This is a genomic window from Silvimonas amylolytica (assembly GCF_014645555.1).
GTDB lineage: Bacteria > Pseudomonadota > Gammaproteobacteria > Burkholderiales > Chitinibacteraceae > Silvimonas > Silvimonas amylolytica.
Window position 1 is genome coordinate 443,393 of record NZ_BMLY01000003.1, and the last position, 26,109, is coordinate 469,501.

Here is a 26,109-nt window from a genome sequence, read left to right on the forward strand (position 1 = left end):
CGGGCTTCGCTGTGCTTGCCATGCTGCCCCTGGGCCTGTTCGAGAATTCCGTATGAATCCATCACGTTTGTTTATCTTGCGCCCTGTGGCCACCAGTTTGTTGATGGTTGCCATCTTGCTGGCCGGCCTTGTGGCCATGCGCTTTTTGCCGATTTCCGCTTTGCCGGAGGTCGACTACCCGACCATCCAGGTGGTCACGCTGTATCCCGGGGCCAGCCCGGATGTCACGACGTCGTCCATTACCGCACCGCTGGAACGCCAGTTTGGCCAGATGCCTGGCCTCTCCCAGATGTCCTCCGTGAACTCAGGTGGTGCATCGGTCATTACGCTGCAGTTTGATCTCTCGCTGGGGCTGGACGTCGCGGAGCAAGAAGTCCAGGCCGCCATCAATGCCGCCAGTAACTTGCTGCCCACTGATCTGCCCATGCCGCCGATCTACAGCAAGGTGAATCCGGCTGATACGCCGATCATGACGCTGGCGATTACCAGCGGCACCATGACGCTACCCAAGGTCGAAGACCTGGTGGATACCCGTCTGGCACAGAAAATCTCGCAAGTTCCGGGCGTCGGTCTGGTCAGTTTGTCTGGCGGCCAACGCCCGGCTGTACGCATTCAGGCCAATCCTAGGCAACTGGCGTCGTATGGTCTCAATATTGAGGACGTGCGGACTGCCATCAGCAATGCCAATACCAATCAGGCCAAGGGTAGTTTTGATGGCCCGATGCGTGCTTCCACCATTGATGCAAACGACCAGCTGAAGAACGCTGCCGAATACAACAGCCTTGTGTTGGCCTACAAGAATGGGGCAGCGATCCGGTTATCGGATGTGGCGACGATCGTGGATGGCGCAGAGAACTCGCGCCTTGCCGCCTGGGCCAACGACAAACCGGCCATTTTGTTGAACATCCAGCGTCAGCCAGGCGCCAACGTTATTCAGGTCGTCAACAATATCAAAAAGCTGTTGCCCAGCTTGCAGGCCACGTTGCCGGGCGCGGTAGAGGTACAGATTCTGACCGATCGCACGACCACCATTCGCGCCTCGGTCACCGACACTGTCTATGAATTGCTGCTGGCCATCGTGCTCGTGGTGCTGGTGATCTTTGTATTCCTGCGCAATGTCTCTGCGACGGTCATCCCCAGTGTGGCGGTACCGCTGTCGCTGGTCGGCACGTTTGGCGTGATGTACATGTGCGGGTTCTCGATCAACAACCTGACGTTGATGGCGCTGACCATTGCCACGGGTTTTGTGGTCGACGACGCCATTGTCATGATCGAGAACATTGCGCGGTATATCGAAGAGGGTGAGGAACCCATGACGGCTGCGCTCAAGGGCGCAGAGCAGATTGGCTTTACGATTATCTCGCTGACGTTCTCGCTGATCGCGGTATTGATTCCGCTGTTGTTCATGGGCGATGTGGTTGGCCGGTTGTTCCGGGAGTTCGCCATTACGCTGGCGGTGTCGATTCTGATCTCCGCCGTGGTATCGCTGACGCTGACGCCCATGATGTGCGCGCGTTTGCTCAAGCACGTACCGGAAGAAAAACAAGGCCGGTTCTATCACGGCGTTGGTGCGTTTTTTGATCGTGTGATTGCGCAGTACGGCAGGTGGTTGACCTGGGTACTGGATCGGCAGCGCCTGACGCTGGCGGTTGCTGTCGGTACGGTGGTGCTGACCGGCCTGTTGTATGTGTTCGTCCCCAAGGGGTTTTTCCCGGTGCAAGACACTGGCGTGATCCAGGGTATTTCAGATGCGTCGCAGTCAGTTTCGTTTGAAGCCATGTCGGCCCGGCAGCAACAACTGGCTGATGTGATTCTGAAAGATCCGGATGTGGATTCGCTGACGTCGTTTATTGGTGTCGATGGCACCAACGCCACGCTGAACAGCGGCCGCATGCTGATCAACCTCAAACCGCATGATCAGCGCTCGTCGTCGGCCAGCGAGATTATTCGTCGCCTGCAACCAGAAGTGGCCAAGGTGCAGGGGATTTCGCTCTTCATGCAGCCCGTGCAGGATTTGACGATTGAAGACCGCGTGGCACGCACGCAATACCAGTTCACGCTGCAAACGGCGGATATCAACGAGCTTTCTACCTGGGTGCCCAAGCTGGTCGACAAATTGTCGGCACTGCCGCAACTGGCGGATGTCGCCAGCGATATGCAGGACAAAGGTTTGCAAGCCTATGTCGATATTGATCGCGATGCTGCCGGGCGCCTTGGCATTACCCCCGCCGCGATTGATAACGCGCTGTACAGCGCCTATGGCCAGCGCATGGTCTCGACCATCTACACGCAAGCCAACCAGTACCGCGTGATTCTGGAGGCGTCGCCAGATCAGGCCATTGGCCCGCAATCACTCAATGATTTGCACGTTGCGGGTACCAACGATGTGCAGGTGCCATTGTCGGCTGTTGCGCGCGTGGTGGAGCAGAACACACCGCTGGTGATCAACCATCTGGCGCAGTTCCCGTCCGCCACCGTGTCATTTAACCTCGCTTCGGGCGCATCGTTGGGCGAGGCGGTACAGATGATCGACCAGGCCGAGAAAGAAATCGGCATGCCGATTTCCATCGCCACCAGCTATCAAGGCGCAGCGCTGGCCTTCCGTGCGGCGCTCTCCAATGAGTTGTGGCTGATTCTGGCTGCCATCGTGACCATGTACATCGTGCTGGGCGCGCTCTACGAGAGTTACATTCACCCGATCACCATTCTCTCGACACTGCCATCGGCCGGGATCGGCGCGCTGCTGGCGCTGCTGCTGGCGCGCACAGACCTCTCAGTCATTGCCATCATCGGTATTGTGCTGCTGATTGGTATCGTCAAGAAAAACGCCATCATGATGATCGACTTTGCCCTGCAGGCAGAGCGCGATGAAGGCAAGGCCCCGCGTGAGGCCATTTACCAGGCATGTCTGTTGCGATTCCGTCCGATTCTGATGACAACCATGGCCGCTTTGCTGGGGGCCTTGCCGCTGATGCTGGGTACCGGCGTGGGTGCAGAATTGCGTCACCCGCTGGGCGTGACCATGGTCGGCGGTCTGCTGGTCAGCCAGTTGCTCACACTGTTTACCACCCCGGTGATTTACCTGTGGTTTGATCGTGTCAGTGGCCGTTTCCGCGACTGGAAGGCCCGCCGTAATGGCCAGGTGCCGACGCCTTCGACGGACGTGCGCTGATGAGCTTTTCTGCAACTTTCATCAAGCGGCCCGTCGCGACCACTCTGTTGACGTTTGGCATTGCGCTGGCGGGTATCGTCTCGTTCATGTTGTTGCCGGTATCGCCGCTGCCGCAGGTGGATTACCCGACGATCTCTGTCTCAGCCAGCTTGCCGGGTGCCTCACCCGATACCATGGCCGCCACGGTGGCCACACCGCTGGAACGCGCGCTGGGTCGCATTGCCGGCGTGACGGAAATGACGTCATCCAGTTCGCTGGGTTCCTCGCGCATTACTTTGCAGTTTGATCTGGACCGCGATATCAACGGCGCTGCGCGGGATGTGCAAGCGGCCATCAATGCCGCGCGCAGCCTGTTGCCCACGGGCATGCCCAGTAATCCGACCTATCGCAAGGTCAATCCGGCCGATGCGCCGATCATGATCCTGGCGCTGACGTCCAAAACCATGAGTCAGGGGCAGATGTATGACGCGGCCTCGACCATTCTGGCGCAGAAGCTCTCGCAAATTGACGGGGTAGGGCAGGTGGATGTCGGGGGCAGTTCTTTGCCGGCCGTGCGCGTAGAACTCAATCCGACCCAACTGAACCAGTATGGGGTGTCGCTGGAAACCGTCCGGACCACGCTGGCGGCAGCCAACGCCAACCGGCCCAAGGGTTTTGCCGAGGACGGTGATCGTCACTGGCAGATCTACGCCAGTGATCAAGCCAAAACCGCCAAAGAATATTTGCCGCTGATCATCAGCTACAAAAATGGCAATGCGGTACGGTTGTCTGATGTGGCTGAGGTCAAAGACTCGGTCCAGGATGTACGCAATGCCGGTTCGGCGAATGGCAAACCGTCGGTGCTGTTGATTCTGCGGCGGCAGCCAGGCGCCAACATCATCGAGACAGTGGATCGGGTTTACAAGGAGCTGCCACGACTGGAAGCGCAGATCCCCGCTGCGATTCAGGTCGATGTCGCACTGGACCGTACGCCAACGATCCGCGCGTCACTCAATGAGGTTGAACGCACGCTGGTGATCTCGGTCATCCTGGTGATCCTGGTGGTGTTCCTGTTTCTGCGTAATGGCCGGGCGACGCTGATCCCGGCGGTTGCGGTGCCGGTGTCGCTGATTGCGACCTTTGCCGCCATGTATCTGTGCGGTTTCAGCCTGAACAACCTCTCTTTGATGGCGTTGACGATTGCCACAGGCTTTGTGGTTGATGACGCGATCGTGGTGCTGGAGAACGTCTCAAGGCATATCGAAGAAGGTATGAAGCCGTTCCAGGCAGCCATGGCGGGCGCCAGCGAGGTGGGCTTTACCGTCATCAGTATGAGTATTTCGCTGGTTGCTGTGTTTATCCCGATCCTGATGATGGGCGGGATTATCGGCCGCTTGTTCCGCGAGTTTGCGGTGACACTATCGGTGGCGATTCTGGTGTCGCTGATTGTCTCGCTGACCACGACACCGATGATGTGCTCGCGCCTGTTGCGGCCTGAGCGCAAAACACATGGCCGTTTGTATCGCTGGAGTGAAGCCGTGTTCAACGGCATGCAAAAGGGCTACAGCCGTTCATTGGCGTGGGTGCTGCGTCATGGCCCGCTGACCATGCTCATCCTGTTGATCACGATCATCCTGAATATTTATCTGTATATCGTCATCCCCAAAGGCTTTTTTCCGCAGCAGGATACGGGCCGCATCATTGGTAATGTACAAGCGGATCAGAGCATTTCGTTCCAGGCCATGCGCCAGAAAGTGTCTGATTTTGTCGAGATTGTGAAGAGCGATCCGGCGGTGGACGTGGTGACCGCCTATACCGGCGGTGGCCAGCGTAATAGCGGTTTCATGTTTGTCTCACTCAAGCCGTTGAGTGAACGCAAGATATCCGCCGATGCGGTCATTGCGCGTCTGCGCGGCAAGCTGGCCAATGAGCCCGGTGCACAGCTGTTTTTGCAATCGGTTCAGGATATCCGCGTGGGTGGGCGTAGTTCCAATGCACAGTATCAGTACACCTTGCAGGCTGATGATCTGGCCGTACTGCGTGAATGGCAGCCCAAGATCCAGGCGGCACTCGCTAACGTTGACATCCTGAAAGACGTCAACACCGATCAGCAAGACAAGGGCCTGCAGACCACGCTGTCTTTGAACCGCGACGCAATGGCACGCCTTGGTTTGACGGTGACTCAGGTCGATCAGGTGCTCAATGACGCGTTTGGCCAGCGACAGGTCTCCACCATTTACCAGCCGCTGAACCAGTATCACGTGGTGATGGAAGTCGCCCCGCAATACTGGCAAAGCCCGGAAGCGCTTAAAAACATCTACATCATTACGTCTGCCGGTGCGCAGGTGCCTCTCTCGACCATTGCCACCTATGGCCCGACGTTTACGCCATTGGCGGTCAACCATCAGGGTGAGTTTGTCGCGGCGACGATCTCGTTCAACCTGGACCCGGGCACGTCTTTGTCTGAAGCGCAGGCGGCCATTGAAGACGCCATGAACCGACTGAGTGTCCCCACGTCGATTCACGGCAGCTTTGCCGGTAGTGCGGCGGCCTTTCAGCAATCGCAGAATTCGCAGCCCTTGCTGATTCTGGCGGCCATCATCGCGGTCTATATCGTGCTGGGTATTTTGTATGAGAGCTACGTCCACCCGATCACGATTCTTTCCACGCTGCCTTCGGCCGGTGTGGGGGCGTTGCTGGCACTCATGCTGTTCAAGACGCAGTTCACCATCGTGGCCTTGATTGGCGTGCTTTTGTTGATTGGTATCGTCAAGAAAAACGCCATCATGATGATCGACTTTGCGCTGGAGGCAGAGCGCAAGCAGGGCATGAAATCGCGCGATGCGATCTACCACGCCTGCTTGTTGCGCTTCCGGCCGATCATGATGACCACCATGGCGGCCATTCTCGGGGCCATCCCGCTGGCCCTGGGCCAGGGCGATGGCGCCGAACTGCGTCAGCCGTTAGGGATTTCAATCGTTGGTGGTCTTGTGGTCAGCCAGGTGCTGACGCTGTACACCACCCCTGTCATGTATTTGTACCTGGATCGTTTCCGCTTTTGGTGTCTGCGCCGTTTGGGCCGGACCGAAGCTCAAACGACGTTTGACGCGCAAAGTGGCGCAGGAGCCCGCTAAATGAAACGCAATCTGACACTGACCCTGATGACCTTCGCCATGGTGGCTTCGCTCTCTGGTTGCGCGGTGGGGCCTGATTATAAAGGTGCGCCGCAGATCGACGCCGGCACGGCATTCAAGGAAGCCCAAGGCTTCAAACAGGCCAACCCGCAAGACCTGGCCCCGCGCGGCAAGTGGTGGGAGGCCTACAACGACAGCACGCTCAATGGTTTGATCGATCAGGTACAAGTCACCAACCAGACGGTCAAACAGTTTGAAGCGCAATATCGCCAGGCCCGGGCCGCTGGCGAAGTTGCCCGCGCCGCGTACTGGCCCACCCTGGGGCTGGATCTCTCTGCTTCGCGCAGTCAGAGCAACACCAGCACGGTGAGCGGTACCGGCGGCTCGCAAGCCACCGTACAGCGCAGTGCTGTGAAGAACAATTATGGTGCAATCCTTAATGCCAGCTGGGAGCCGGATATCTGGGGGAAGGTGCGTCGCCAGGTGGAAGCCCAGGATGCCAACACGCAAGCTGTCGCAGCCAATCTGGCTGCAGCGTTGTTATCGGCGCAAGCCACGTTGGCCCAGGACTACTTCCAGCTGCGCGTGATTGATGCCCAGAAGGTATTGCTGACCCAGACTGTTGATGCTTACCAGAAATCGCTGACGCTGACGCAGAACCAGTACAAGGCCGGTATCGTGACCCGTGCGGATGTCGCCCAGGCGCAGACTCAGCTGTTGACTGCGCAGGCATCGCTGACGGATCTGGGTGTCTCACGCGCCCAGCTTGAACATGCCATTGCCATCCTGATCGGCAAGGCACCGGCTAACTTCAGCCTGCCAGAGCAATCTGCCCTGACCGCTACATTGCCGGATGTCCCGGCCGGCGTGCCGTCTGACCTTTTGCAACGGCGCCCGGATATCGCCTCAGCAGAACGCGCTGTCGCACAGGCCAATGCCAACGTCGGTGTCGCTACTGCGGCGATGTACCCGGCGCTGACACTGTCTGGCTCGGGTGGCTATCAAGGCAATGAGTGGGGCAATCTGTTCGACCTGCCTAACCGGATCTGGTCACTGGGTGCAGGCCTGACCCAGCCGTTGTTTGAGGGCGGCCTGCTGAAGGCTGGACAGCAAGAAGCCGAAGCCCAGTACGATGCCACTGTTGCCGAATACCGCCAGACTGTTCTGGGTGGTTTGCAAGAGGTGGAAGACAACCTGGCTGCCCTGCGCATTTTGCAAGATGAGGCCCAGACCCAGGATCTGGCCGTGAAGGCCGCGCAGGACTCCGCCAATCTGGCGCTCAACCAGTACAAAGCCGGCACCGCAACCTATGTCAATGTTGCGACGACGCAAGCCTCTTTACTGAGTGCCGAACGCAGCGCGCTGGATGTCCAGCAACGCCGCTTTACGGCCAACGTGCTGTTGATCAAGGCACTGGGCGGTGGCTGGACGACCGCGCAGATGACGCAAAACCAGACCGCATCGGCCAAGTAACGACTTGTGGTGGTCGAAACAAAAAAGCCCCGGTGCCGGGGCTTTTTTGTTTTGGGTGTGACGCATTCAGCCGCTGCGACCGGCTCGCGAAAACCACACCGCCCCCAGCATGACCACGCCGCCCGCCACCAATCGCAACACATCCGCATGCTGGTTAAAGAACGCCAGGTTAATCAGTAGCCCGATCGGGATATGCATGTTGTTCATCGCGCCCAGCGTACCGGCATCGACCATGCATGCGCCTTTGTTCCACCAATAAAAACCGAGGGCAGAGGAAGCAAGGCCCAAAAAGGCGAGCACTGCAAACTGTTCAGGGAGTGTCGGTAGCTTGGCCGGGTTGCCGAAGATGAGGAACGAGGGCAGGGCGACGATCAACGCACCGGCAAAGAAATAACCAAATGAGCGATACTCCGGCAGGTTCACCGGGTAACGTCGTACCAATTGCCGGTAGCCCACCTGGCCTGCTGCAAAAGTCAGGTTGGCCAGTTGCAGCAGCAAAAAGCCGGTGAGCGCGTTGGCATCGATGTGATCGTAACGGATGATCAATGAGCCCAGCACCGCCAGCAGCGTTGCGCCAAACGCGCGCCGGTTAAAGCGCCGCTGGTAAAGGTCATCCAGCAGGGTGATGTAGATCGGCGTGAAGATGGTGAACAGCAGAACTTCTGCCACGCTGACAAAGTGAAAAGAACGGTACAGCAGCAAATAGGTCACGCCAAATTGCAAGGCGCCGGCGGCCATGGTGCCCAGTTTGCGCATGGCCGGGATAGCACGCCAGGCCGTGAAAGGCAGGAACACAAGGCCGGCGATTGCGACGCGGGTGAGGACCGCAAAATCGCTGTCAACGTGGCCGGCCAGAAAAATACCGATCAGGTTGAAAGACAAGGCCCAGACGACGTTGATAACAAGCAGATAGAGCATAGGCGAGTAAGTTTGTACAGTTTGTAAATAAGAAAACGGTCATTTTCGGGCATGAATGATACAGCTCGGTCGGGTTTGGGCCTATCATTCAGTTTGTGCACATTTTGCTGCTCCGCATCAAACCGACCGGTCCAGTTTTGTGCCACCGCAATAACAATGTTTGACCGGACCGGCCGCAACTCATGTCTTCAGAATCCAGCAATTCCTCTGTTACCCCTGAAAATCAGGACGAAAACGTCACGCTGCGCGTGGTCAGTATCGTCCTGTTTACGTTTCTGGCGTATCTGACCATTGGTATCCCACTGGCAGTGCTGCCGTCTTACGTGCACAACGATCTGGGCTACGGCTCTGTGTTGGCCGGTCTGGCCATCAGCGCGCAGTACCTGGCGACGCTGGCCAGTCGGCCACATGCCGGGCGCATGTCTGACACCATCGGTGCCAAGCGTACTGTGTTGTATGGTCTGGCCGCTGCCGGTGTGAGCGGCATATTCATGCTGGCGGCTGCATTTACAACGCACACGCCATGGCTGAGCCTGACACTGCTGCTGGTGGGCCGGCTGGTGCTGGGTTGTGCAGAAAGCTGCTGCGGCACTGGCGCGATTACCTGGGGCATCGGTACCGTTGGTGCGCAACACACCGCCAAGGTGATTTCCTGGAACGGTGTTGCCACTTATGGCGCGCTGGCTGTGGGTGCTCCGGTCGGCGTTTTGCTGACGCAGCATCTGGGGTTTGCGTCGATTGGCATTGTGGTGATGCTGTTGGGCGTGGTGGGTGTGGTGCTGGCATTGCCACGCAAGGCCTCTCCGATTGTCCATGGCGAGCGTTTGCCATTCCGCAGCGTGCTGGGCAAGGTGTTTGCCTATGGCACAGGTCTGGCGCTGGGTTCTGCTGGTTTCGGTACGATCGCCACGTTTGTCACGCTGTTCTACGCCAGTCGACATTGGCCCAACGCGGCGTTCACGCTGTCGATGTTTGGTATTTGCTTTGTCGGCACACGGTTGGTCTTTGCCCGCAGCATCAATAGCTACGGTGGCTTCAAGGTAGCGATCGTTTCATTTGTGGTGGAGTGCATTGGCCTCACGCTGTTGTGGAACGCAGTAACCCCGACGATGGCACTCGTCGGCGCAGCCCTGACGGGGATTGGTTTCTCGCTGGTGTTCCCGGCTCTGGGTGTTGAGGCCGTCTCGCTGGTCCCGGCGGCTAGCCGCGGTGCAGCACTGGGTGCCTATTCGGTGTTTCTTGATGTGGCACTGGGGCTGATTGGTCCGGTAGCCGGGTTGATTATCAGCGGCTACGGTTATCCGGCTATTTTCTGCATTGCGGCCTTGGCGGCAGCGGCGGGGGTAGTGCTCACTGTTGTGCTGCATCAGCGCAATCCGCGCACGCCAGCCATGGCCTGAATCTGCTTCCTGCTTTCAGCGCATGACATACAAAGCCCGGTCCGCCGGGCTTTGTTGCGTCTGCGCGACGCTAAAACAAGCACAGAAGTAGCCAGCGTTGCGCGTGAACCGGCTAGTTTCGCGGCTTTGCGCCATTGGCTGACCGGCGGCATCCTTTCACCAACAGTCTGCCTAACACAAAGACTTACAACCGTCTAACGTTAGGGGTGAGCAATTAACAAGGCGCTGGGGCCTGCTACGCAAGCCGCTCAGCGTGCACAAATACAAGATCGATAAAAAAACGGCACCGCCGCCAATGTGGCGCAACGGGTCGGGAGAAGGTTATGCACACGGGCTGGAGCAAGCTTGGAGCGGGATGTGCGCTGGCTGCCTGTCTTGCCAGCATGGCTTGGGCAGATGAGGACTTCGTTCCGGTGCAATCAGGCACAACGGAGAATACCCTCGTGCCGTCTCGCCTGGGTATCAATACCGCTGGCAATGCGTGGGATATGAAAGGGGCCAGTTTGGGTCCGTCGGCTTACTCCGTCAGCAACCAGTGGTCCGTTGTCTCGCAACCGTTGTTAAGCGGTGCACACTCTGATTTGTTACCCGGTTCCAATCCCTACGGCAGCGGCCAGGATGTACAGAATCTGCTGCTGTTACCCGCCAAAATCAATGACGGTGCCTGGGTTCTTGGCGGTGGCACGGCGTTCCTGGGCGAAAGCACACTCAATTCCCCTAATGGCGTGCCACGCTGGGGTGCTGGCCCATCCGGCGTGATGATGATGCAGAACGAGCAATGGAGCTGGGGTGTAGAGGCCAATCATATCTGGTCGTACACCGTGCCCGCACTGCATGGCAATGCCAGTACCTCTGCCGTGCAGCCCTTTGTCTCATTCAGCCAGCGCTCTGGTTATATCTGGTCACTGGGTTCTGAAACCACGTATGACTGGCTGGGCAAGGTCTGGACCGTGCCTGTCAGTGCAGGGTTATCACACATGTTCTCGGTGGGCAGCGAAAAAGCCATGCTGGGTGTGGAAGGCAAATACTGGATTAGCCGCCCTGACAGTGCGCCTGGCTGGGGTGTACGGCTGACCGCTTCAATGTTGTTCCCTGACTGATCCATCCTGTTGTCCGTCTACGCCCTTGCCTGACAGGCAATCGGGGCGGGGCGGGCTATCCTGTGACTATCTGCCGTGATTCATCACACCAGAACATAACGGGAGTCTCCAATGCAAAAAAAACAAGCCACCCTGGAAGAGCGTATTGATCGCGGCCTGCAGGCGCGCAAGGCCGTCAAACGCGGGGCCCATGATCACACGGGCAAATGTGATCGAGATCCGATCCTCTTGTTGCAGGCCAATAGCGAAGGCCGTGTGGCACGGCTGATTCCACTGCGATACGCCCGCATGCTGACCTCGCCATTTGCGTTTTTCCGCGGCAGCGCCATTTTGCAGGCACATGATCTTTCTGGTACGCCGGATTCAGGTATTTATTTCCAGATTTGCGGTGACAGTCATCTGTCCAATTTTGGCGGTTTTGCCACGCCAGAACGCAATCTGATTTTTGATGTGAATGACTTTGATGAAACCCACCCAGGCCCGTGGGAATGGGATCTCAAACGGCTGTGCGCCAGCTTTGGCGTGGCAGGTCGGCATCTGGGGCATGGTGACCCGGCCGCAGAAGAAATGGCCTATACGGCGGCGCGCACCTATCAGCAGTACATGACTGAATATTCGCAAATGGGTGAACTGGAAGTCTGGTACGAACAGATTACGTTTGAGCGTTTGCTGGAGCAGTCCCGTACTTCCGAAGGCCGTAAACTCGTCAAGGATGGTATCGCCAAGGCTGACCGTCGCAGCAGCGAGGAGCTTCTGCCCAAGCTGGGCGTGCTGGAAAACGGACAGTGGAAAATCCGCGATGCGCCTCCTGCAGTGTTCCATATTCACAGTAACACCACGCTGTTTGACGAAGTTGACGATTGGGTCCAGCTGGGCGGCCCGGAAGCGCTGATCAAGAAACTGAACAAGGAGTATGTCAGCACGATTGCACCGAGCCACCGTCAACTGCTGGAACGGTTTTCTCTCCACGATATGGCGTTCAAAGTGGTTGGCGTGGGCAGTGTGGGGACGCGATGCCTTGTCGCCTTGCTGATGGATGACCAGGGCAAGCCGCTCTTCATGCAGATCAAGGAAGCCCGGGATTCCGTCCTGGCTCCCTACGTGAAATGCAAGTCGCCCTTGCAACATCAAGGGCGGCGAGTGGTCGATGGCCAACGGATGATGCAGGCTTCCAGCGATATTTTCCTGGGCTGGTCGACAGGCCCATCCGGCCGGCATTTTTATTTTCGCCAGTTGCGTGATCAGAAAGTCTCGGCGCAGGTCGACCTCTACGATACGGAGCGGCTCAAAGGGTACGCACGTGCCTGCGGCTGGGCGCTGGCGCGCGCGCATGCCCGGGCCGGCGGTATGGCGGCGGAGGTCAGCGGTTACATGGGTAAAAGTGACAGCATGCCCACTGCATTGGCCAAATACGCCATGGCGTATGCTGACCAGGTCGACATTGACTATGAAGTGTTCTCGAAAGCGTGCCGATCCGGTCGGTTGCAGGCCAGAACCGAGGCCGACTACGCGGCAGATTTCTCGGTTTGATTTCCGGTAGAGCGCGTTTGCCAGCAAGGACGCAGCCTGCGCTCTAAGATGAATAGCCGGAATCCTAAAACACAAAGGAAGAACAGGATGCAAACCCGTTATGCCATTACCGCTGCGTTGATCTGTGCCACCTTCCTGGGCCAGGTCTATGCGGCTGGCCTTGGTTTTATGAGCAATACGCCGCTCAGTCGTCTCAAGCCTGATGAAATTGCCAGTCTGGATAAAAACATCGAAGACGCGCTGGAAAACAGCAAGATTGGCCAGAGTGAGGTCTGGAGTAATGCAGATACGCAAAGCTCGAACGTCACCAGTGTCAAAATCACGCCGACGCGAGAATTCGAGCGCAATGGCTTGAACTGCCGCCAGGTCAGTCTCAAGTTCTCCAACAAGGTACAAAACGACGTCATGAACCCGTCCTATTGCAAGGGAAGCGATGGCAAGTGGGATCTGGCCACACCCACCAGCGCACGTGCGCCGCGTGCGTCTGCCGCCCAGTAAGTAACGGGTATCAACACCTAAAAAAAGCACGCGTGACGCGTGCTTTTTTTATTGGGATTTGCATCACACAGACAAATGACGAACTCATGCTAACGTCATTGTGCGGTGCGATTGAAGCGGCCTCTGTTGACGTGCGTACTGTTACATAATGACCAGCACATTTTTTATTTCTTGTTTAATATGTAAGCTGTAATTCATTGTGAAATAAACTTTGCCGGAGCGTTCATGTTTGTCCAGTTGGTTCAATCTCGCCTCAAAGATCCCAATGCGCACGATGTTTTTCTTGCCCTGACGCAGGACATGCTGGCCTGGTTGCGCGTCCAGGCTGGGTTTGTTGCCTATGAGCTATATGAAGGGGACGGTTATTTCTTTGATCGTCTGGTCTGGGAAGACGAGTCTTGCTGCCGTGCTGCGGCAGACCGCTTCATGGAAACCGGCACGGCCTTCAGCATGCTGGCGCTGGTCCAGCCGGAAATTCACACCTTGTTTGGTGAAGAAATCGTGGTTGCTGCAGCGCAACCTGTTGCCTAGTCATTACCCATGGCCCCTGGTATGCTGAGCGACTGTTTCAAGCCATGGGTCATTCGGGATGTCTGCGGTAGAACTGGTTTGTTTTGACCTGGACGGCACGCTGGTTGACAGCGAACGCCTGTGCAACCAGGCTTTTCTGGAGTTGCTGCCACAACTCGATGACACCGTGGAGGGCATGGTGTCCCGCTACCGGGGCGTCAAGTTTGCACCAATCGCCGCAGACCTTGCGCGTCGTATTGGTCAACCGCTGGCAGACGACTTTGAAACGCGCTACCGGGCCCGTGTTGCGCAGCTTTTTGATGAAGAACTGGTGCCCATGCCCGGCGTGCTGGACATGATCAGCCACTTACACTTGCCGTTTTGCCTGGTCTCTAATGGCCCGCTGCCCAAAATGCGGCATGCGCTTGCCGTGACGGGTCTTGCCCCCTGGTTTGGCGATCGCCTTTTTAGCGCCTACGACGTAGGGGTCTGGAAACCTGATCCAGGTCTGTTTTTACACGTCGCTGCGCACTACGGCGCGGCGCCACGGCACTGCGTCGTGGTGGAAGACAGCCCCACGGGTGTAGCAGGGGCTGTCGCGGCCGGTATGCAGGCACTTTACTACCAGCCGCATGGCCTGGTGGATAGCGTGCCTGACGGGGCGAGGGCGTTTCACCAGATGAATGAGCTACCTGGATTACTGGTGGCACTGGAATAAGACGCGGTATCGCACCTCGTTTATTCGTCCAGCAACCTCACCTTGTAACGCTTGCCCTTGATATTGGTATTGCCCAGCCGTTTGAGTGCTTCGAAGGCAATATTGTGTTCTACCGCCACGTAGGTGGAAAAATCGAACACATTGATCTTGCCGATCTGCTCGCTCTTGAAACCCGCTTCACCGGTCAGCGCGCCCAGCACGTCACCAGGACGCAGCTTGTCTTTACGGCCTGAGGAAATTTCCAGTGTCGACATCGGTGGTTGCAGGGTGCGGCCATCGGCTGGTGCTGCTTCATTGAGGTGATGCCAAACGGCTTTCACGCCTTGCTGGTATTCCTCAATCAAGCGGACCCACTTTTTCTCATCCGACGAGGCCAGCGTGACGGCCAGACCACGCTCCTTGCCGCGACCGGTACGACCAATGCGGTGCACGTGGACTTCTGCATCCCGAGAGACATCCACGTTCAGCACCATGTCCAGCGACGCAATATCCAGCCCGCGCGCGGCGACATCGGTGGCGACCAGCACAGAGCAACTGCGGTTGGCAAAGCGCACCAGAATTTCGTCGCGATCCCGCTGCTCCATATCGCCATACAGCGCGGCGGCAGAAAGGCCGCGTGCGCGCAGGGCCTGGGTCAGTTCACGGCAATGGATTTTGGTGTTACAGAACGCCAGCGTCGAGACCGGACGGAAGTGCTCGATAATCTGCGCAGCGGCTTCGTTTCGGGCGGTGTGTTCGACGTCGTAAAAACGTTGTTCGATGCGGTTGGCATCATGAAAAGATTCGACCTTGATTTCCACCGGCTGGCGCAGGAAGCCGGCACTTTGCTTGCGGATATCTTCGGTATACGTGGCCGAAAACAACATGGTCTGCCGGTGCTTGGGGCACTGACGGACAATGTTGACGACTTCGTCGTAAAAACCCATATCAATCATGCGATCGGCTTCATCAAGCACCAGCATGCTCACGCGGCGCAAATCCAGCGTGCCACGCGCCAGGTGATCGTGCAGGCGCCCCGGGGTGCCAACGATGATATGGGCGCCATGTTCCAGCGAGCCAATCTGCGGGCCCATGGGCGAACCACCACACAACGTCAGGATCTTGATGTTGTCCATGTGCCGGGCCAGTTGGCGCAGTGACTTGGCCACCTGGTCGGCCAGTTCACGCGTGGGGCAGATCACCAGGGCCTGAATGGCAAACAGGGTCGGGTTCAGGTTGTGCAGCAAACCCAGACCAAATGCGGCAGTTTTGCCACTGCCGGTTTTGGCTTGGGCAATGACGTCTTTGCGATCCAGAATGAGCGGCAGGCTTTGGGCCTGGATCTCGGTCATTTCCTGGTAATCAAGGCTGGCCAGGTTGGCCAGTTGCGCAGCAGACAACGGCAGCGCAGAGAAGGGGGTCTTCCTGGTCACAGGCAGTCCTTAAAATCAAATAGTTCAAAAAAACAACGCCCGACCATGCGGGCGCTGCGTGCGGTTTTTAGCGCACAAAGTTTTCTGGCCACGGCGTGAGGATTTCAAATCCGTCATCCGTTACTGCAATCATGTGTTCCCACTGGGCCGAGAGCGAGCCGTCACGCGTCACCACCGTCCAGCCATCAGCCAGCGAACGCACGCCAGCTTCGCCTGCGTTGATCATGGGTTCTACCGTAAAGGTCATCCCTTTTTTCAGCCGCAAGCCCGTTCCGGGGCGGCCGTAATGCAGCACTTGAGGTTCTTCGTGATAGACCTGGCCAATGCCATGGCCACAGTATTCACGCACCACCGAGTACCCGCGGCTTTCGGCCAGCGTCTGGATGGCATGACCCACATCGCCCAGCGTTGCCCCGGGGCGCACCACGTCAATGCCGGCCATCATGGCCTCAAACGTCGTATCAACCAGGCGCTGTGCGGCTTCAGATGGAGCACCTGCGTAAAACATGCGGCTGGTATCGCCGTGCCAGCCATCTTTGATCACAGTGACATCAATGTTGACGATATCGCCCTCTTTGAGGATTTCCTTCGGGCTGGGGATGCCATGGCAAACCACACCGTTGACGGAGGTACACAAAGTCTTGGGAAAACCGTGATAACCCACGTTGGCGGGAATGGTTTTCTGCACTTTGGTGATGTACTCAAAGCAGCGACGGTCCAGTTCTTCCGTCGAGACACCCGGTTGCACGTATTCGCTGATCATTTCCAGCACCTCTGCCGCAAGGCGGCCGGCCACGCGCATGGCTTCGATCTGTTCGGGTGTCTTGAGGGTAATGGCCATTGCAATCCTTTAAATAACAGCAGGTTGATTTGCAATTATCCCGTGACTTGCGCGGGATATACAGCGTTTTCGCCATAATGGCCTGGATAACTGATCAGCTCCCGGCTTTACGGACCTCTGCACGTGCGATCTCAAGCATGGCTCGCACCAGCGGTGGCGGGCTTTCACGTCGCCAGGCCAGCCAGACGGCCGTTTGTGCAGCGGGGTCTGCAATCGTGCGGTACGTGACGGTTTCTACCTGGATGCGTTGCTGCAACGCGGACAGGATCGCGACGCCAAACCCGGCGGCAATTAGCGCTACCTGCGTCGAGGTTTCACGGACTTCTTGCGCCACACGCGGCGTAAATCCGGCATCGCGACACAAGTTCCAGACCTGATCGGCCATCGTGATGCCGATACCACGCGGCAGCATGACGAAGTCGTCGTCGGCAAACTGCGCCATGGAGACCTTGTCTGTGGGCTTGCTGCGCGCGGCAGGGTGGCTGGTGTGCATGGCGACCACCAGGGGTTCACGCATCAGTTCAATGACATCCAGCGAATCGGGCAGGGCAATGGGCCGGATCACCGCCAGATCCAGCCAGCGTTCCAGGAGTGCGCTGATCTGGTCTGGCGTGGGCATTTCACGCAAGGTGAGTTGCACCGCCGGGTGGCGCGTCCGGAAGGTGTGAATGGCGCGACCAAAAATAGCCGTATATGGCGCTGAGGCCGTCAGCCCCATGCGCAATTCACCCGATTCGCCACGGTGCGCGCGTACGGTTTGTTCAACGGCGTGATCCAGTTGCTGCAAGATGCGACGCGCATGCTCCAGGAACGTGCGCCCGGCCTCGGTCAGCTCTACGCGGCGATTGGTCCGGTTGAACAAGCGCACATGCAGGCCGTGTTCGAGTGCTTGTATTTGCTGGGAGAGCGGCGGTTGCGTCATGCCCAGTCGTTCGGCAGCCCGGCCGAAATGCAGTTCTTCGGCGACAGTTACAAAGTATCGGAGCTGGCGTAATTCCATGATGGATTGAGTCGTAAATCATATCAAATGAGTCGATTGATATTATCGACATAAAATCGGGTTTTTCCTAGACTAATTGCCAATGAAATCAAATGGCGCGCCGCTGCGCGCCAGGTCGTCACTGGAACCCTATGTCATCCGAACACAACGGCTTGCCTCTCCCTGCGCGCTATTGGGCCATATTGACCATTGCGCTGGCCATCAGCATGGCGGTGCTCGATGGCGCGATTGCCAATGTGGCCTTGCCCGCCATTGCCCATGATCTGAACGCCAGCCCCGCTGCGTCGATCTGGGTGGTGAATGCGTACCAGTTGGCAACAACCGTCTCTTTGCTGGCGTTTGCTTCGTTGGGAGACATCTACGGATACCGGCGCATATACCAGATTGGTCTGGCGGTATTCACGCTGACTTCGGTGTTGTGCGCGCTGTCTGATTCACTGATGACACTGACCATCGCCCGTATTCTGCAAGGCTTTGGCGCGTCGGCCCTGATGAGTGTGAACACCGCGCTGGTACGACTGATTTACCCCAAACAGCAACTTGGGCGCGGGATGGCGATCAATTCGCTGGTCGTGGCGTTATCGTCTGCGGCCGGCCCTACCATTGCAGCGGGGATACTCTCGGTCGCCAGTTGGCAGTGGCTGTTTGCCATCAACTTGCCGCTGGGTGTGCTGGCTTTCGTGATTGCCATGAAAGCATTGCCCGGTAACTCACACAAAGCCACGCATGGTTTTGATCTGAAGAGCGCATTGCTGAACGCGGCCACCTTTGGTTTGCTGATTTTCAGCATTGATGGACTGGGGCATAACGCGAATCGCCCGCTGGTATTGGCCATGCTGATGGTGTCGCTGGCGGTCGGTTACGTGTTCGTACGCCGGCAACTCACCCTGGCTGCACCCATGCTGCCAGTAGATTTGCTGCGCATTCCGGTGTTTGCGTTGTCGATTTGCACATCGATTTGTTCTTTCAGTGCGCAAATGCTGGCCATGGTGGCACTCCCGTTTTACCTGCAAGAGACGCTCAATTTTTCGGCGACGCAAACCGGATTGCTGCTGACGCCGTGGCCGCTGGCCATTGTGGTGACGGCACCGCTGGCTGGCCGCCTGGTAGAGAAAAAATATTCGCCCGGTATGTTGGGCGGGATCGGGCTGGCGGTGTTCTCGGTCGGCTTGCTGTTGCTGGGGCTGTTGCCAGCCAACCCGACCCACCTGGATATCATCTGGCGGATGACTTTGTGCGGCATCGGCTTCGGGTTCTTTCAGTCACCCAACAATTTCGCGATTCTCTCATCGGCGCCAGCCCATCGTAGCGGGGGTGCAAGTGGCATGCTGGGGACTGCGCGGCTGGTAGGGCAGACCGTCGGGGCGTCGCTGGTTGCGTTGATGTTTGGGTTATTTGGCCAGAACGGCACGCGCAGTAGTTTGCTCATTGCTGCCGTTTTTGCCATTTGCGCGGCTGGTGTGAGCTTTATGCGCATGGCTGGCGGGGTGCATGCCGCGCAGGCCAGCAAGGCGGGTTGATCGCTGACTTGCCACTCAGGCGCGGTGTTGTTGCGCGCGGTTACGCATCACAATCACGGCGACAAACAATCCCAGCAATGCGCCTGGCAGCAACAAAGGCAACATCATGCAGACGATGAGTCCGATCGCCAGCATGGGCAGCAAAAACAGCCCGAGCAGCAAAATGGAAGAACCCGCCAGCAGCATCAAGAGCGTGACCAGCAGGCCATCCAGCAGCAACGCCAGCAAGACACTACCGACCAGCATGGCCCAACCGGGGACCAGATGAACAGGCTGCCCGTTGTAAGTGACATGCAGCCACTGGGTCGGGAAAAAATAATGGCCAACAAGGATGACCAGTGCCGCCAGCGCCAGAATCCGTACGATGCTTGTACCACGCATGATCTTGCCTCAATCTGGATCATCAGCAACCCGCTGAACTGCATCAGCGTGGGCTGCCTCATGCACAAAGCATAAGCCTGCACCACGGCAGTAGCAAACCCCGCATAATGACGGATCAGCCCGACCGGGCTTTACCGAAATTTGAAAGCAAGGCACGGAGTGCGACCGGGAGTGCATTGATCGACCATGAAGGCGTCAATGAACCAGGAGCCATCATGTCTGCCCAACTTGTCATGTCTGCCAAGCCTGCTGCCGCCCGTGATGCGGCCTTTACCACCGATGAGGCCCGCTGGGATGCGGTCCAGCGCCGTGATCGCCATGCTGATGGCCAGTTCTGGTATGGCGTGAGTACGACCGGTATTTATTGCCGGCCGTCCTGCCCCTCGCGGCATGCCTTGCGTAAACATGTGCATTTTTATGCCAGCCAGGCCGATGCCAGGGCCGCTGGTCTGCGTGCCTGCAAGCGCTGCAAACCGGAACAAGATGCGCTGGCCAGTCAGCACGCTGACGCAGTCGCGCGCGCCTGCCGCATGATCGAATCCGCCGAGACACTGCCCACATTGGCTGAGCTGGCTAATGCCGCCGGGTTAAGCCGTTACTACTTTCATCATCTCTTTAAAGCCATCACTGGCGTAACGCCGCGCGAATATGGTGAGGCTCACCGTGCTCACCGGGTGCGTGCAGAGTTACAACGCACTGATCACGTTACCGACGCGCTTTATCAGGCAGGCTTTGGTTCCAGTGGCCGGTTTTATGAGAAATCCACCGAGATGCTGGGCATGAAGCCCAAAGGCTACCAGCGCGGCGGGGAAGGTGTTGCGATCCGCTTTGGCGTGGGTCAGTGTGCATTGGGCGCCATCCTGGTGGCGGCAACCGAAACGGGCGTGTGCAGTATCTTGTTGGGCGACGACCCTGACACGCTGGTACGGGATCTGCAAGACCGCTTTCCCAACGCCCGCCTGATCGGTGCCGATGCGGATTTTGAGCAATGGATGGCGCAGGTCATCGGTTTTGTTGACGACCCGGCCATCGGTCTTGCGTTGCCGCTGGATATCCGGGGCACGGCATTCCAGCAACGGGTATGGCAAGCGCTGCGTGCCGTGCCGCCTGGCAGCACGGTGAGCTATGCCGATATCGCGGCACGCATTGGCCAGCCGCGCGCAGTGCGGGCGGTCGCGCAGGCCTGCGCGGCCAACAAACTGGCGGTAGCCATTCCTTGCCACCGCGTGGTGCGCCACGATGGCGGTCTGTCGGGATACCGCTGGGGTGTTGAGCGCAAGCGCGCATTGCTGGAGCGGGAAGCGGAGAACACCAAGTGAGTATGGGCGATTTGTTTAGCGGTATGACACAAGGCAACGAGCAACTGGCGCCTGGTGCCTGGTTGCTGCGCGGCTTCGCACGGGACGTGGCCACGATCTTGCTGCGAGATGTTGCCAGCGTGGCTGAGATCGCGCCGTTCCGGCATCTCGTCACGCCGGGTGGTTATACGATGTCTGTCGCCATGACCAATTGCGGACGCGTTGGCTGGACGTCTGAAGCGCGTGGCTACCGTTATGCCAGTACCGACCCCGGCACAGGTCGGCAATGGCCGGACCTGCCGGATTCTTTTGCTGACCTGGCCCGTCGCGCCGCTGAAACTGCGGGTTTTCCTGACTTTGATCCAGATGCTTGCCTGATCAACCGGTATGTACCGGGCTCGCGGCTCTCTTTGCATCAGGATCGTGACGAGAATGACCGTACTGCGCCAATTGTGTCGGTTTCTTTGGGGCTCCCTGCGGTGTTTCAGTTTGGCGGCTTGTCCCGCACTGACCGACCTGCGCGTTACCGGCTGGAGCATGGCGATGTTGTGGTTTGGGGCGGACCATCACGCTTTGCCTATCATGGCGTGCTACCGGTCGCGGATGGATATCATCCGGAAACGGGGAATTTGCGGATCAATATCACCTTTCGCAAGGTGTTTTGAAAGAGCGGGCCTTGCCGACCTGAGCGCTGTCTGCAAACCCATGATTCCTGTTGGCCTTCGCCACGTTTGCTGTGATGCGGGGGATCCCAAAACACGGCACGTCTCTTTGGATTGCCAAAGAAAACATTCAAACTCAAAAGAAACACAGCCCGTGCGACTGCGCTCGCTCCGCGAGTTCCCTGTGCTTCTCACGCCATGCGGGCAGCTGCGCCATTCGGCCTTCGGCCGCAAACAGGTACAGCAAACCCCGGACTGCTCTAACCAGCCTGCGCTGTTTGCCCACTTTCTCTTCAAGCTGTACCGTTACCCCCACGTCATGGCAACGTAATATCGAACACATATTCAACCCGCCAGAGGTTTGGTCATGTCGCTGTCTTTGCCGCGCCCGTTTCCCTTGTCTACGCTCGCCGCTGGTTTCGTTACCGTACTGGTCGGGTTTACGAGTTCGGTCGCGATTGTCTTTCAGGCTGCACTGGCGGCCGGGGCGAATCAGGCCGAGCTGTCGTCATGGATTGCGGCGTTGGGTTTTGCCATGGGCATTACCTGCATCGGATTTAGCTTGTATTACAAAAAGCCCGTGGTTACCGCGTGGTCGACACCCGGCGCGGCTTTGCTGGTGACGTCGCTCTCTGGTGTGCCCTTGCCCTACGCCCTGGGGGCATTTGTATTCTGCGGGGCGCTGATGCTGGTCTGCGGGCTGACAGGCTGGTTCGAGAAAGTCATGAACCATCTGCCATTACCCGTGGCGGCGGCCATGATGGGTGGCGTACTGGTGCACTTTGGCATGAACGTGTTTGTCGCCATGAAAACAGACTTTGGACTGGTGCTGACCATGTTTGTCGGCTGGCTGGTGCTCAAACGCGTCTGGCCGCGTTATGCAGTCTTGCTGGTCTTGGTCATTGGCGCGGCGATTGCCGCCATGCAAGGGCAACTGCACCTGGACGGTGTCCATTTGCAAGTGGCAAGACCGGTCTGGATTACGCCAGCGTTTTCCTGGCAGGTGCTGGTGGGCGTAGGTATTCCACTGTTTGTTGTCACGATGGCTTCGCAAAATGTCCCGGGTGTAGCCGTCATGCGCGCCAACGGCTATGACACCCCCGTGTCGCCCCTGATTACGGGAACGGGTCTGACTACGCTGTTGCTGGCACCATTTGGCTGTTTTGCGGTGAATCTGGCGGCGATTTCAGCGGCCTTGTGTATGGGCAAAGATGCGCATGAAGACCCGGCGCAGCGCTATCTGGCCGCGGTATTTGCCGGGGTGTTTTATCTGCTGGCGGGGTTGTTCGGGGCCACCATTGGCGCATTGTTTGCTGCATTTCCCAAAGAGCTGGTTATGGCAATCGCCGGGATTGCCTTGTTCGGCACGATTGCAGGTAGCCTGGCTACAGCCATGAAAGAAGATCAGTTGCGTGAGCCAGCGCTGATTACCTTTCTGGTCACGGCCAGTGGTACGTCGCTGTTCGGGATTGGCTCTGCGTTCTGGGGCCTGGTGGCAGGTGCGCTGGCGATCGCGGTGCTTAATATGGGTATCAAGCGCGTCTGAACACACACGCAATAAAAAAGCCGGCTGAGTGCCGGCTTTTTTTATACCCGGACAACCCGGATCAGACTGTCGCCTGGCTGCCACTGAACGGGTGGTTGCCCGGTGCGGAATCAAGTTTGTCTGCAGAGGTGAGCAGGGCGTTGATTGCGCGTTCGAACAGCGGCGTGGTTTCCAGAAAGCGCGCGCGGCCTGCGGCCAGGAGACGCTTGAACATCTTGACGCTCACCACTGACGGTTTGTCGTTGCCTTCAATCGTCAACACAAGCGTCGTAGCGGTTGTGCTGACCCAGTTCAGGCGGGCGCGGGATGGATGGCCATCCAGATTCACTTCCACTGTGACACCACCCTGCAGACCTTGCTCAATGGCCTTGTCTTGAGCAATTTCTTCTGCTGTGGCTGTGGTTTGGACTTCCGCAGGGGCCGGTGGCAGAGGTTTGTCCTCGGTTTCCAGCATGTGGTCGATCAGGTCCAGTTCCACATCCAGCTCGTTGATGGCTTCGGTCACCATGTGACGATCAAATACCGGTGCTTGCGTTGCTGCGGTTTCTTCCGGTGGTTCTGCGGTCAGGAACGACATGAAGTTCTCGCGCACCATTTCTACAGGGGGCACCGGGGCCGGCACATGGTTGGCCGACAGTGCCAGCCGGTGCGACTCAGCCAGCCACGCCAGAACCTTCTGTTGTTCTGCTCGCGCCAGGCCGGTTTCTTCCAGGCCAGAACGCAGGGTCGCCAGAATGCCCGGAATCATGCCCAGTAGTTCTTTGCGTTCGCTTGGTGTGACCTTGGGCGCGATGCTCCAGATCAGGTCTGGCACAAGCAAACGATAGCTCAGCGCCCGATCAGGATCGACGCGACTGACGCGTTCAATGGCGTGCGTCCAGTCATTGACCAGGAACTCCTGCAAAAAGCCGTCCAGCCGGTATGTACCCAACGCATCGCCCAGCATGCCGGTAATGCGTGCGTACTCCACCGTGTGGTTTTCCGCAGTCTCGATGGCTTCGACCGCCTTGCCCACCGCCGTATTGGCATTACGCAGTTCACGGGCGATAAAGGCGTCAAACTCGTCCAGCATCGCGCCAAACAGCGCCAGGCCCTCTGTCTTGTCGGCCAGCAGGGTTTCAATGATCTGACGAATTTCAACGCTGATCCGCTCGCCACTGGGATCAAGTGAACGCAAGCCGAGCGAGATGGAACCGATACGGTTCACCAACATGCGGGCAGGGTGGTGCGACTGGGTGAAAAACTCCGGATCAAGCAACGCGGTCTTGAGTACCAGGAATTGCAGGCGACCCAGTTGCGCACGTACTTCTGCGGGCACCTCGGTATCACTGAGGATAAATTCGAACAGCATGGCCACCGTGTCGATGATCATCTGTTCAGAACTGTCTTTAGCGACGTCGGCCAGGCGTGAACGGGCTTCCAGGATCAGGTTACGGACGCGGCCGTTATCGACAATCTGTTCAACGGTTGGCGTGGCTGCGTATTGCAACTCTTCCACCATGCCGGACAAGGGCGTGTGCTGGAAGGCGTCCCAGCCTGCCATATTGCCAGCCGCGCTACCCGTTGCTGTATCGCCGTCGTGGTACTGCAGATGATCTTCAGCGGCATAGCCGTCAGCCGCCTGGCTGCTACGGCCACTACCGGTAAACAGGTTACGCAGTGCTTCGCCTACGCCTTGCGTTGCGCTTAACCAGCTGCGGCGCTGGGCCGGCGCGGGCGCACCTGCACCTCCTGCACCTGCACCCGCGCCGCCCCCCCATGGGGAGCCCGCAGGATATTGCCCGCCACCCGCCTCGCCACCCATCGCAGCGGGTGAACCCCAACCACCTGGCCAGCCGGCCGGTGCTTGTCCTCCGGCCGCGCCCGCACCCATGCCCTGCGGCATGCCGCCGGGCATCATGCTGCCACCCTGGGCTGCGTGTGCTTGCATGGCGGCCGGTTCCGGGCCCATGCCCAGCGCATGCTGGACAAACTGCAAAAGCTGATCACTACGATCCGCTGCCGGTGGCTGCATACCTTGCGGGAAACCAGGCATCTGGCCGGGCATCCCAGGCATTCCCGGCATCCCCGGCGGCATGCCCAGTCCTGCCGGATTAAAAGGCATTTCACCCACGTAATTGCCTTCATGCATGCCACTGTCTGCATGCTCCGGCATTTGCGCGGGCGCCGGTTGCTGCTGGGCTTGTTGCCAGGGGGCGGGTTTGGAGCGGCGGATTTTAAGTTGCAGCGTACTGGCGATACCTTGATCGGCCAGACTCTCGTTCAAGGTCTCGTAAATCCGCACTACCCATTCAGTCAGGTCGCCGGCGAGCTGATCGGTCAGCACGTTCGCCGTTTCAGCTTCCATGTGCAGCGTTTCTACCGTCTGGGTGATACAACGGACAAACAGATATGGGCGAAACGGGTTTTCGCGCTCTTTGATGTCTTCCTGACCGAACAGTACGGCCATGCGGATATTCAGATCGCGCAGTTGTTGTTCGGCAGAGTTCCGATATCGCCGCATGATGTTGTCCATGCGCATTTCTTCATCTTGCGTGGACGTATCGATCAGGCTGAGCGTGGTTTGGGTAAACGCATCGGCAAAGGAGGGGCGGAACGTGCTGTAGGCTGTCTGGAATGCGCGGTTCAGCAGCGCTTCCATTTTCTGGTTCATTTGCAGACGTACTTCCGCCTCGCGCTTGAACAAGGCAGTGCGTGCATCGAACCGGGTAAACCGTTCGGCCGCCGTACCGGCCGAATCGGCCAGTTCGTTCAGTCGTTGCATAGTCACCGGCGTCAGGCCATCAACAGCTTCAGCGAAAGCTTTGAGGAATTCCTTGCGGGTTTGCGCCAGTACTGCGTTCCGGTCCATCTTGTGGGTTTGCCCTTCGCCAAAGGCGTCAGTGAATTTGATTGCTTATGCCAAGTATTGTAAGCAAGTGGCATATATTGCGCGACTTATTAGTCATACGGTCGATAGAGGTGTATGTAGCTTGCTACACCGTTCATCCCCGCTAATCCCGCCATTTAACCCCTGA

The 26,109-nt window shown here is 58.1% G+C and carries 19 protein-coding genes; 13 read left to right on the forward strand and 6 right to left on the reverse strand.

Annotation, left to right across the window (positions count from 1 at the left end):
• Positions 1-52: 52 nt before the first annotated feature.
• Genes IEX44_RS11785 through IEX44_RS11795 form a run of 3 tightly spaced genes read left to right on the forward strand, consistent with a single transcriptional unit; the run spans position 53 to position 7,758 of the window.
• On the forward strand, positions 53-3,172 hold the full coding sequence (locus IEX44_RS11785) for an MdtB/MuxB family multidrug efflux RND transporter permease subunit (RefSeq protein WP_188693653.1): 3,120 nt from the start codon (positions 53-55) through the stop codon (positions 3,170-3,172).
• On the forward strand, positions 3,172-6,285 hold the full coding sequence (locus tag IEX44_RS11790) for a multidrug efflux RND transporter permease subunit (protein WP_188693656.1): 3,114 nt from the start codon (positions 3,172-3,174) through the stop codon (positions 6,283-6,285). The genes IEX44_RS11785 and IEX44_RS11790 overlap by 1 nt, the downstream gene beginning before the upstream one ends.
• Complete coding sequence (locus IEX44_RS11795) at positions 6,286-7,758, forward strand: efflux transporter outer membrane subunit (RefSeq protein WP_188693660.1); 1,473 nt, start codon at positions 6,286-6,288, stop codon at positions 7,756-7,758.
• A gap of 66 nt (positions 7,759-7,824) precedes the next feature.
• Here the strand turns inward: IEX44_RS11795 and IEX44_RS11800 are convergent, their stop codons facing one another.
• A complete protein-coding gene (locus tag IEX44_RS11800; RefSeq protein WP_188693663.1) occupies positions 7,825-8,676 on the reverse strand; it encodes a DMT family transporter in 852 nt (283 codons plus the stop codon).
• Between the two features lie 182 nt (positions 8,677-8,858).
• Between IEX44_RS11800 and IEX44_RS11805 the strand changes: the two genes are divergently transcribed.
• The 6 genes from IEX44_RS11805 to IEX44_RS11830 all read left to right on the forward strand — a co-directional run bounded on the left by IEX44_RS11805 (position 8,859) and on the right by IEX44_RS11830 (position 14,432).
• On the forward strand, positions 8,859-10,076 hold the full coding sequence (locus IEX44_RS11805; protein ID WP_188693665.1) for an MFS transporter: 1,218 nt from the start codon (positions 8,859-8,861) through the stop codon (positions 10,074-10,076).
• A 443-nt stretch (positions 10,077-10,519) separates the two neighbouring features.
• Complete coding sequence (locus IEX44_RS11810) at positions 10,520-11,176, forward strand: hypothetical protein (RefSeq protein ID WP_188693669.1); 657 nt, start codon at positions 10,520-10,522, stop codon at positions 11,174-11,176.
• A gap of 111 nt (positions 11,177-11,287) precedes the next feature.
• Positions 11,288-12,706, forward strand: coding sequence for a DUF2252 domain-containing protein (locus tag IEX44_RS11815; protein ID WP_188693671.1), 1,419 nt, complete (start codon positions 11,288-11,290; stop codon positions 12,704-12,706).
• 87 nt (positions 12,707-12,793) lie between these two features.
• Positions 12,794-13,204 (forward strand): hypothetical protein, encoded by a 411-nt coding sequence (locus tag IEX44_RS11820; protein WP_188693674.1) that lies wholly within the window; start codon positions 12,794-12,796, stop codon positions 13,202-13,204.
• Between the two features lie 225 nt (positions 13,205-13,429).
• Positions 13,430-13,735 carry a hypothetical protein gene (locus IEX44_RS11825; RefSeq protein WP_188693678.1) on the forward strand — a complete coding sequence of 102 codons (306 nt, stop codon included), beginning with the start codon at positions 13,430-13,432 and terminating at the stop codon, positions 13,733-13,735.
• A 58-nt stretch (positions 13,736-13,793) separates the two neighbouring features.
• Entirely contained in the window at positions 13,794-14,432 is a 639-nt protein-coding gene (locus IEX44_RS11830) for an HAD-IA family hydrolase (RefSeq protein WP_188693681.1), read from the forward strand.
• Between the two features lie 20 nt (positions 14,433-14,452).
• Here IEX44_RS11830 and dbpA read toward each other — a convergent pair whose 3' ends face one another.
• From dbpA to IEX44_RS11845, 3 genes are all read right to left on the reverse strand, one after another.
• Positions 14,453-15,844, reverse strand: a complete 1,392-nt coding sequence (gene dbpA / locus IEX44_RS11835) for an ATP-dependent RNA helicase DbpA (protein WP_188693684.1) — start codon at positions 15,842-15,844, stop codon at positions 14,453-14,455.
• Positions 15,845-15,911: 67 nt separating this feature from the next.
• A complete protein-coding gene (gene map / locus IEX44_RS11840; protein WP_188693686.1) occupies positions 15,912-16,685 on the reverse strand; it encodes a type I methionyl aminopeptidase in 774 nt (257 codons plus the stop codon).
• Between the two features lie 94 nt (positions 16,686-16,779).
• Positions 16,780-17,685, reverse strand: coding sequence for a LysR family transcriptional regulator (locus IEX44_RS11845; RefSeq protein ID WP_188693689.1), 906 nt, complete (start codon positions 17,683-17,685; stop codon positions 16,780-16,782).
• Between the two features lie 131 nt (positions 17,686-17,816).
• On the opposite strand from IEX44_RS11845, the gene IEX44_RS11850 reads away from it, so the two are divergent.
• On the forward strand, positions 17,817-19,205 hold the full coding sequence (locus tag IEX44_RS11850; RefSeq protein ID WP_188693692.1) for an MFS transporter: 1,389 nt from the start codon (positions 17,817-17,819) through the stop codon (positions 19,203-19,205).
• A gap of 15 nt (positions 19,206-19,220) precedes the next feature.
• Here IEX44_RS11850 and IEX44_RS11855 read toward each other — a convergent pair whose 3' ends face one another.
• Positions 19,221-19,586: a hypothetical protein gene (locus IEX44_RS11855; protein WP_188693693.1), complete on the reverse strand. Its 366-nt coding sequence runs from the start codon at positions 19,584-19,586 to the stop codon at positions 19,221-19,223.
• Positions 19,587-19,801: 215 nt separating this feature from the next.
• On the opposite strand from IEX44_RS11855, the gene ada reads away from it, so the two are divergent.
• The 3 genes from ada to IEX44_RS11870 all read left to right on the forward strand — a co-directional run bounded on the left by ada (position 19,802) and on the right by IEX44_RS11870 (position 23,092).
• The gene (gene ada, locus IEX44_RS11860) at positions 19,802-20,905 is read left to right on the forward strand and encodes a bifunctional DNA-binding transcriptional regulator/O6-methylguanine-DNA methyltransferase Ada (protein ID WP_188693698.1); all 1,104 of its coding nucleotides are present in this window, start codon (positions 19,802-19,804) and stop codon (positions 20,903-20,905) included.
• A 2-nt stretch (positions 20,906-20,907) separates the two neighbouring features.
• Positions 20,908-21,549 (forward strand): DNA oxidative demethylase AlkB, encoded by a 642-nt coding sequence (gene alkB, locus IEX44_RS11865; RefSeq protein ID WP_188694025.1) that lies wholly within the window; start codon positions 20,908-20,910, stop codon positions 21,547-21,549.
• A 364-nt stretch (positions 21,550-21,913) separates the two neighbouring features.
• Positions 21,914-23,092, forward strand: coding sequence for a benzoate/H(+) symporter BenE family transporter (locus IEX44_RS11870; protein ID WP_188693701.1), 1,179 nt, complete (start codon positions 21,914-21,916; stop codon positions 23,090-23,092).
• 61 nt (positions 23,093-23,153) lie between these two features.
• On the opposite strand, the gene IEX44_RS11875 is transcribed toward IEX44_RS11870, so the two are convergent.
• On the reverse strand, positions 23,154-25,943 hold the full coding sequence (locus IEX44_RS11875) for a DUF1631 family protein (protein ID WP_188693704.1): 2,790 nt from the start codon (positions 25,941-25,943) through the stop codon (positions 23,154-23,156).
• Between the last annotated feature and the right edge of the window lie 166 nt (positions 25,944-26,109).

What these genes read in the sequence shown, in the direction of transcription:
- IEX44_RS11785 (WP_188693653.1), top strand. Translation starts at nt 53, where the DNA reads ATGAATCCATCACGTTTGTTTATCTTGCGCCCTGTGGCCACCAGTTTG.
- IEX44_RS11790 (WP_188693656.1), top strand. Translation starts at nt 3,172, where the DNA reads ATGAGCTTTTCTGCAACTTTCATCAAGCGGCCCGTCGCGACCACTCTG.
- IEX44_RS11795 (WP_188693660.1), top strand. Translation starts at nt 6,286, where the DNA reads ATGAAACGCAATCTGACACTGACCCTGATGACCTTCGCCATGGTGGCT.
- IEX44_RS11800 (WP_188693663.1), bottom strand. Translation starts at nt 8,676, where the DNA reads ATGCTCTATCTGCTTGTTATCAACGTCGTCTGGGCCTTGTCTTTCAAC.
- IEX44_RS11805 (WP_188693665.1), top strand. Translation starts at nt 8,859, where the DNA reads ATGTCTTCAGAATCCAGCAATTCCTCTGTTACCCCTGAAAATCAGGAC.
- IEX44_RS11815 (WP_188693671.1), top strand. Translation starts at nt 11,288, where the DNA reads ATGCAAAAAAAACAAGCCACCCTGGAAGAGCGTATTGATCGCGGCCTG.
- IEX44_RS11820 (WP_188693674.1), top strand. Translation starts at nt 12,794, where the DNA reads ATGCAAACCCGTTATGCCATTACCGCTGCGTTGATCTGTGCCACCTTC.
- IEX44_RS11825 (WP_188693678.1), top strand. Translation starts at nt 13,430, where the DNA reads ATGTTTGTCCAGTTGGTTCAATCTCGCCTCAAAGATCCCAATGCGCAC.
- IEX44_RS11830 (WP_188693681.1), top strand. Translation starts at nt 13,794, where the DNA reads ATGTCTGCGGTAGAACTGGTTTGTTTTGACCTGGACGGCACGCTGGTT.
- map (WP_188693686.1), bottom strand. Translation starts at nt 16,685, where the DNA reads ATGGCCATTACCCTCAAGACACCCGAACAGATCGAAGCCATGCGCGTG.
- IEX44_RS11845 (WP_188693689.1), bottom strand. Translation starts at nt 17,685, where the DNA reads ATGGAATTACGCCAGCTCCGATACTTTGTAACTGTCGCCGAAGAACTG.
- IEX44_RS11850 (WP_188693692.1), top strand. Translation starts at nt 17,817, where the DNA reads ATGTCATCCGAACACAACGGCTTGCCTCTCCCTGCGCGCTATTGGGCC.
- IEX44_RS11855 (WP_188693693.1), bottom strand. Translation starts at nt 19,586, where the DNA reads ATGCGTGGTACAAGCATCGTACGGATTCTGGCGCTGGCGGCACTGGTC.
- ada (WP_188693698.1), top strand. Translation starts at nt 19,802, where the DNA reads ATGTCTGCCCAACTTGTCATGTCTGCCAAGCCTGCTGCCGCCCGTGAT.
- alkB (WP_188694025.1), top strand. Translation starts at nt 20,908, where the DNA reads ATGGGCGATTTGTTTAGCGGTATGACACAAGGCAACGAGCAACTGGCG.
- IEX44_RS11870 (WP_188693701.1), top strand. Translation starts at nt 21,914, where the DNA reads ATGTCGCTGTCTTTGCCGCGCCCGTTTCCCTTGTCTACGCTCGCCGCT.
- IEX44_RS11875 (WP_188693704.1), bottom strand. Translation starts at nt 25,943, where the DNA reads ATGGACCGGAACGCAGTACTGGCGCAAACCCGCAAGGAATTCCTCAAA.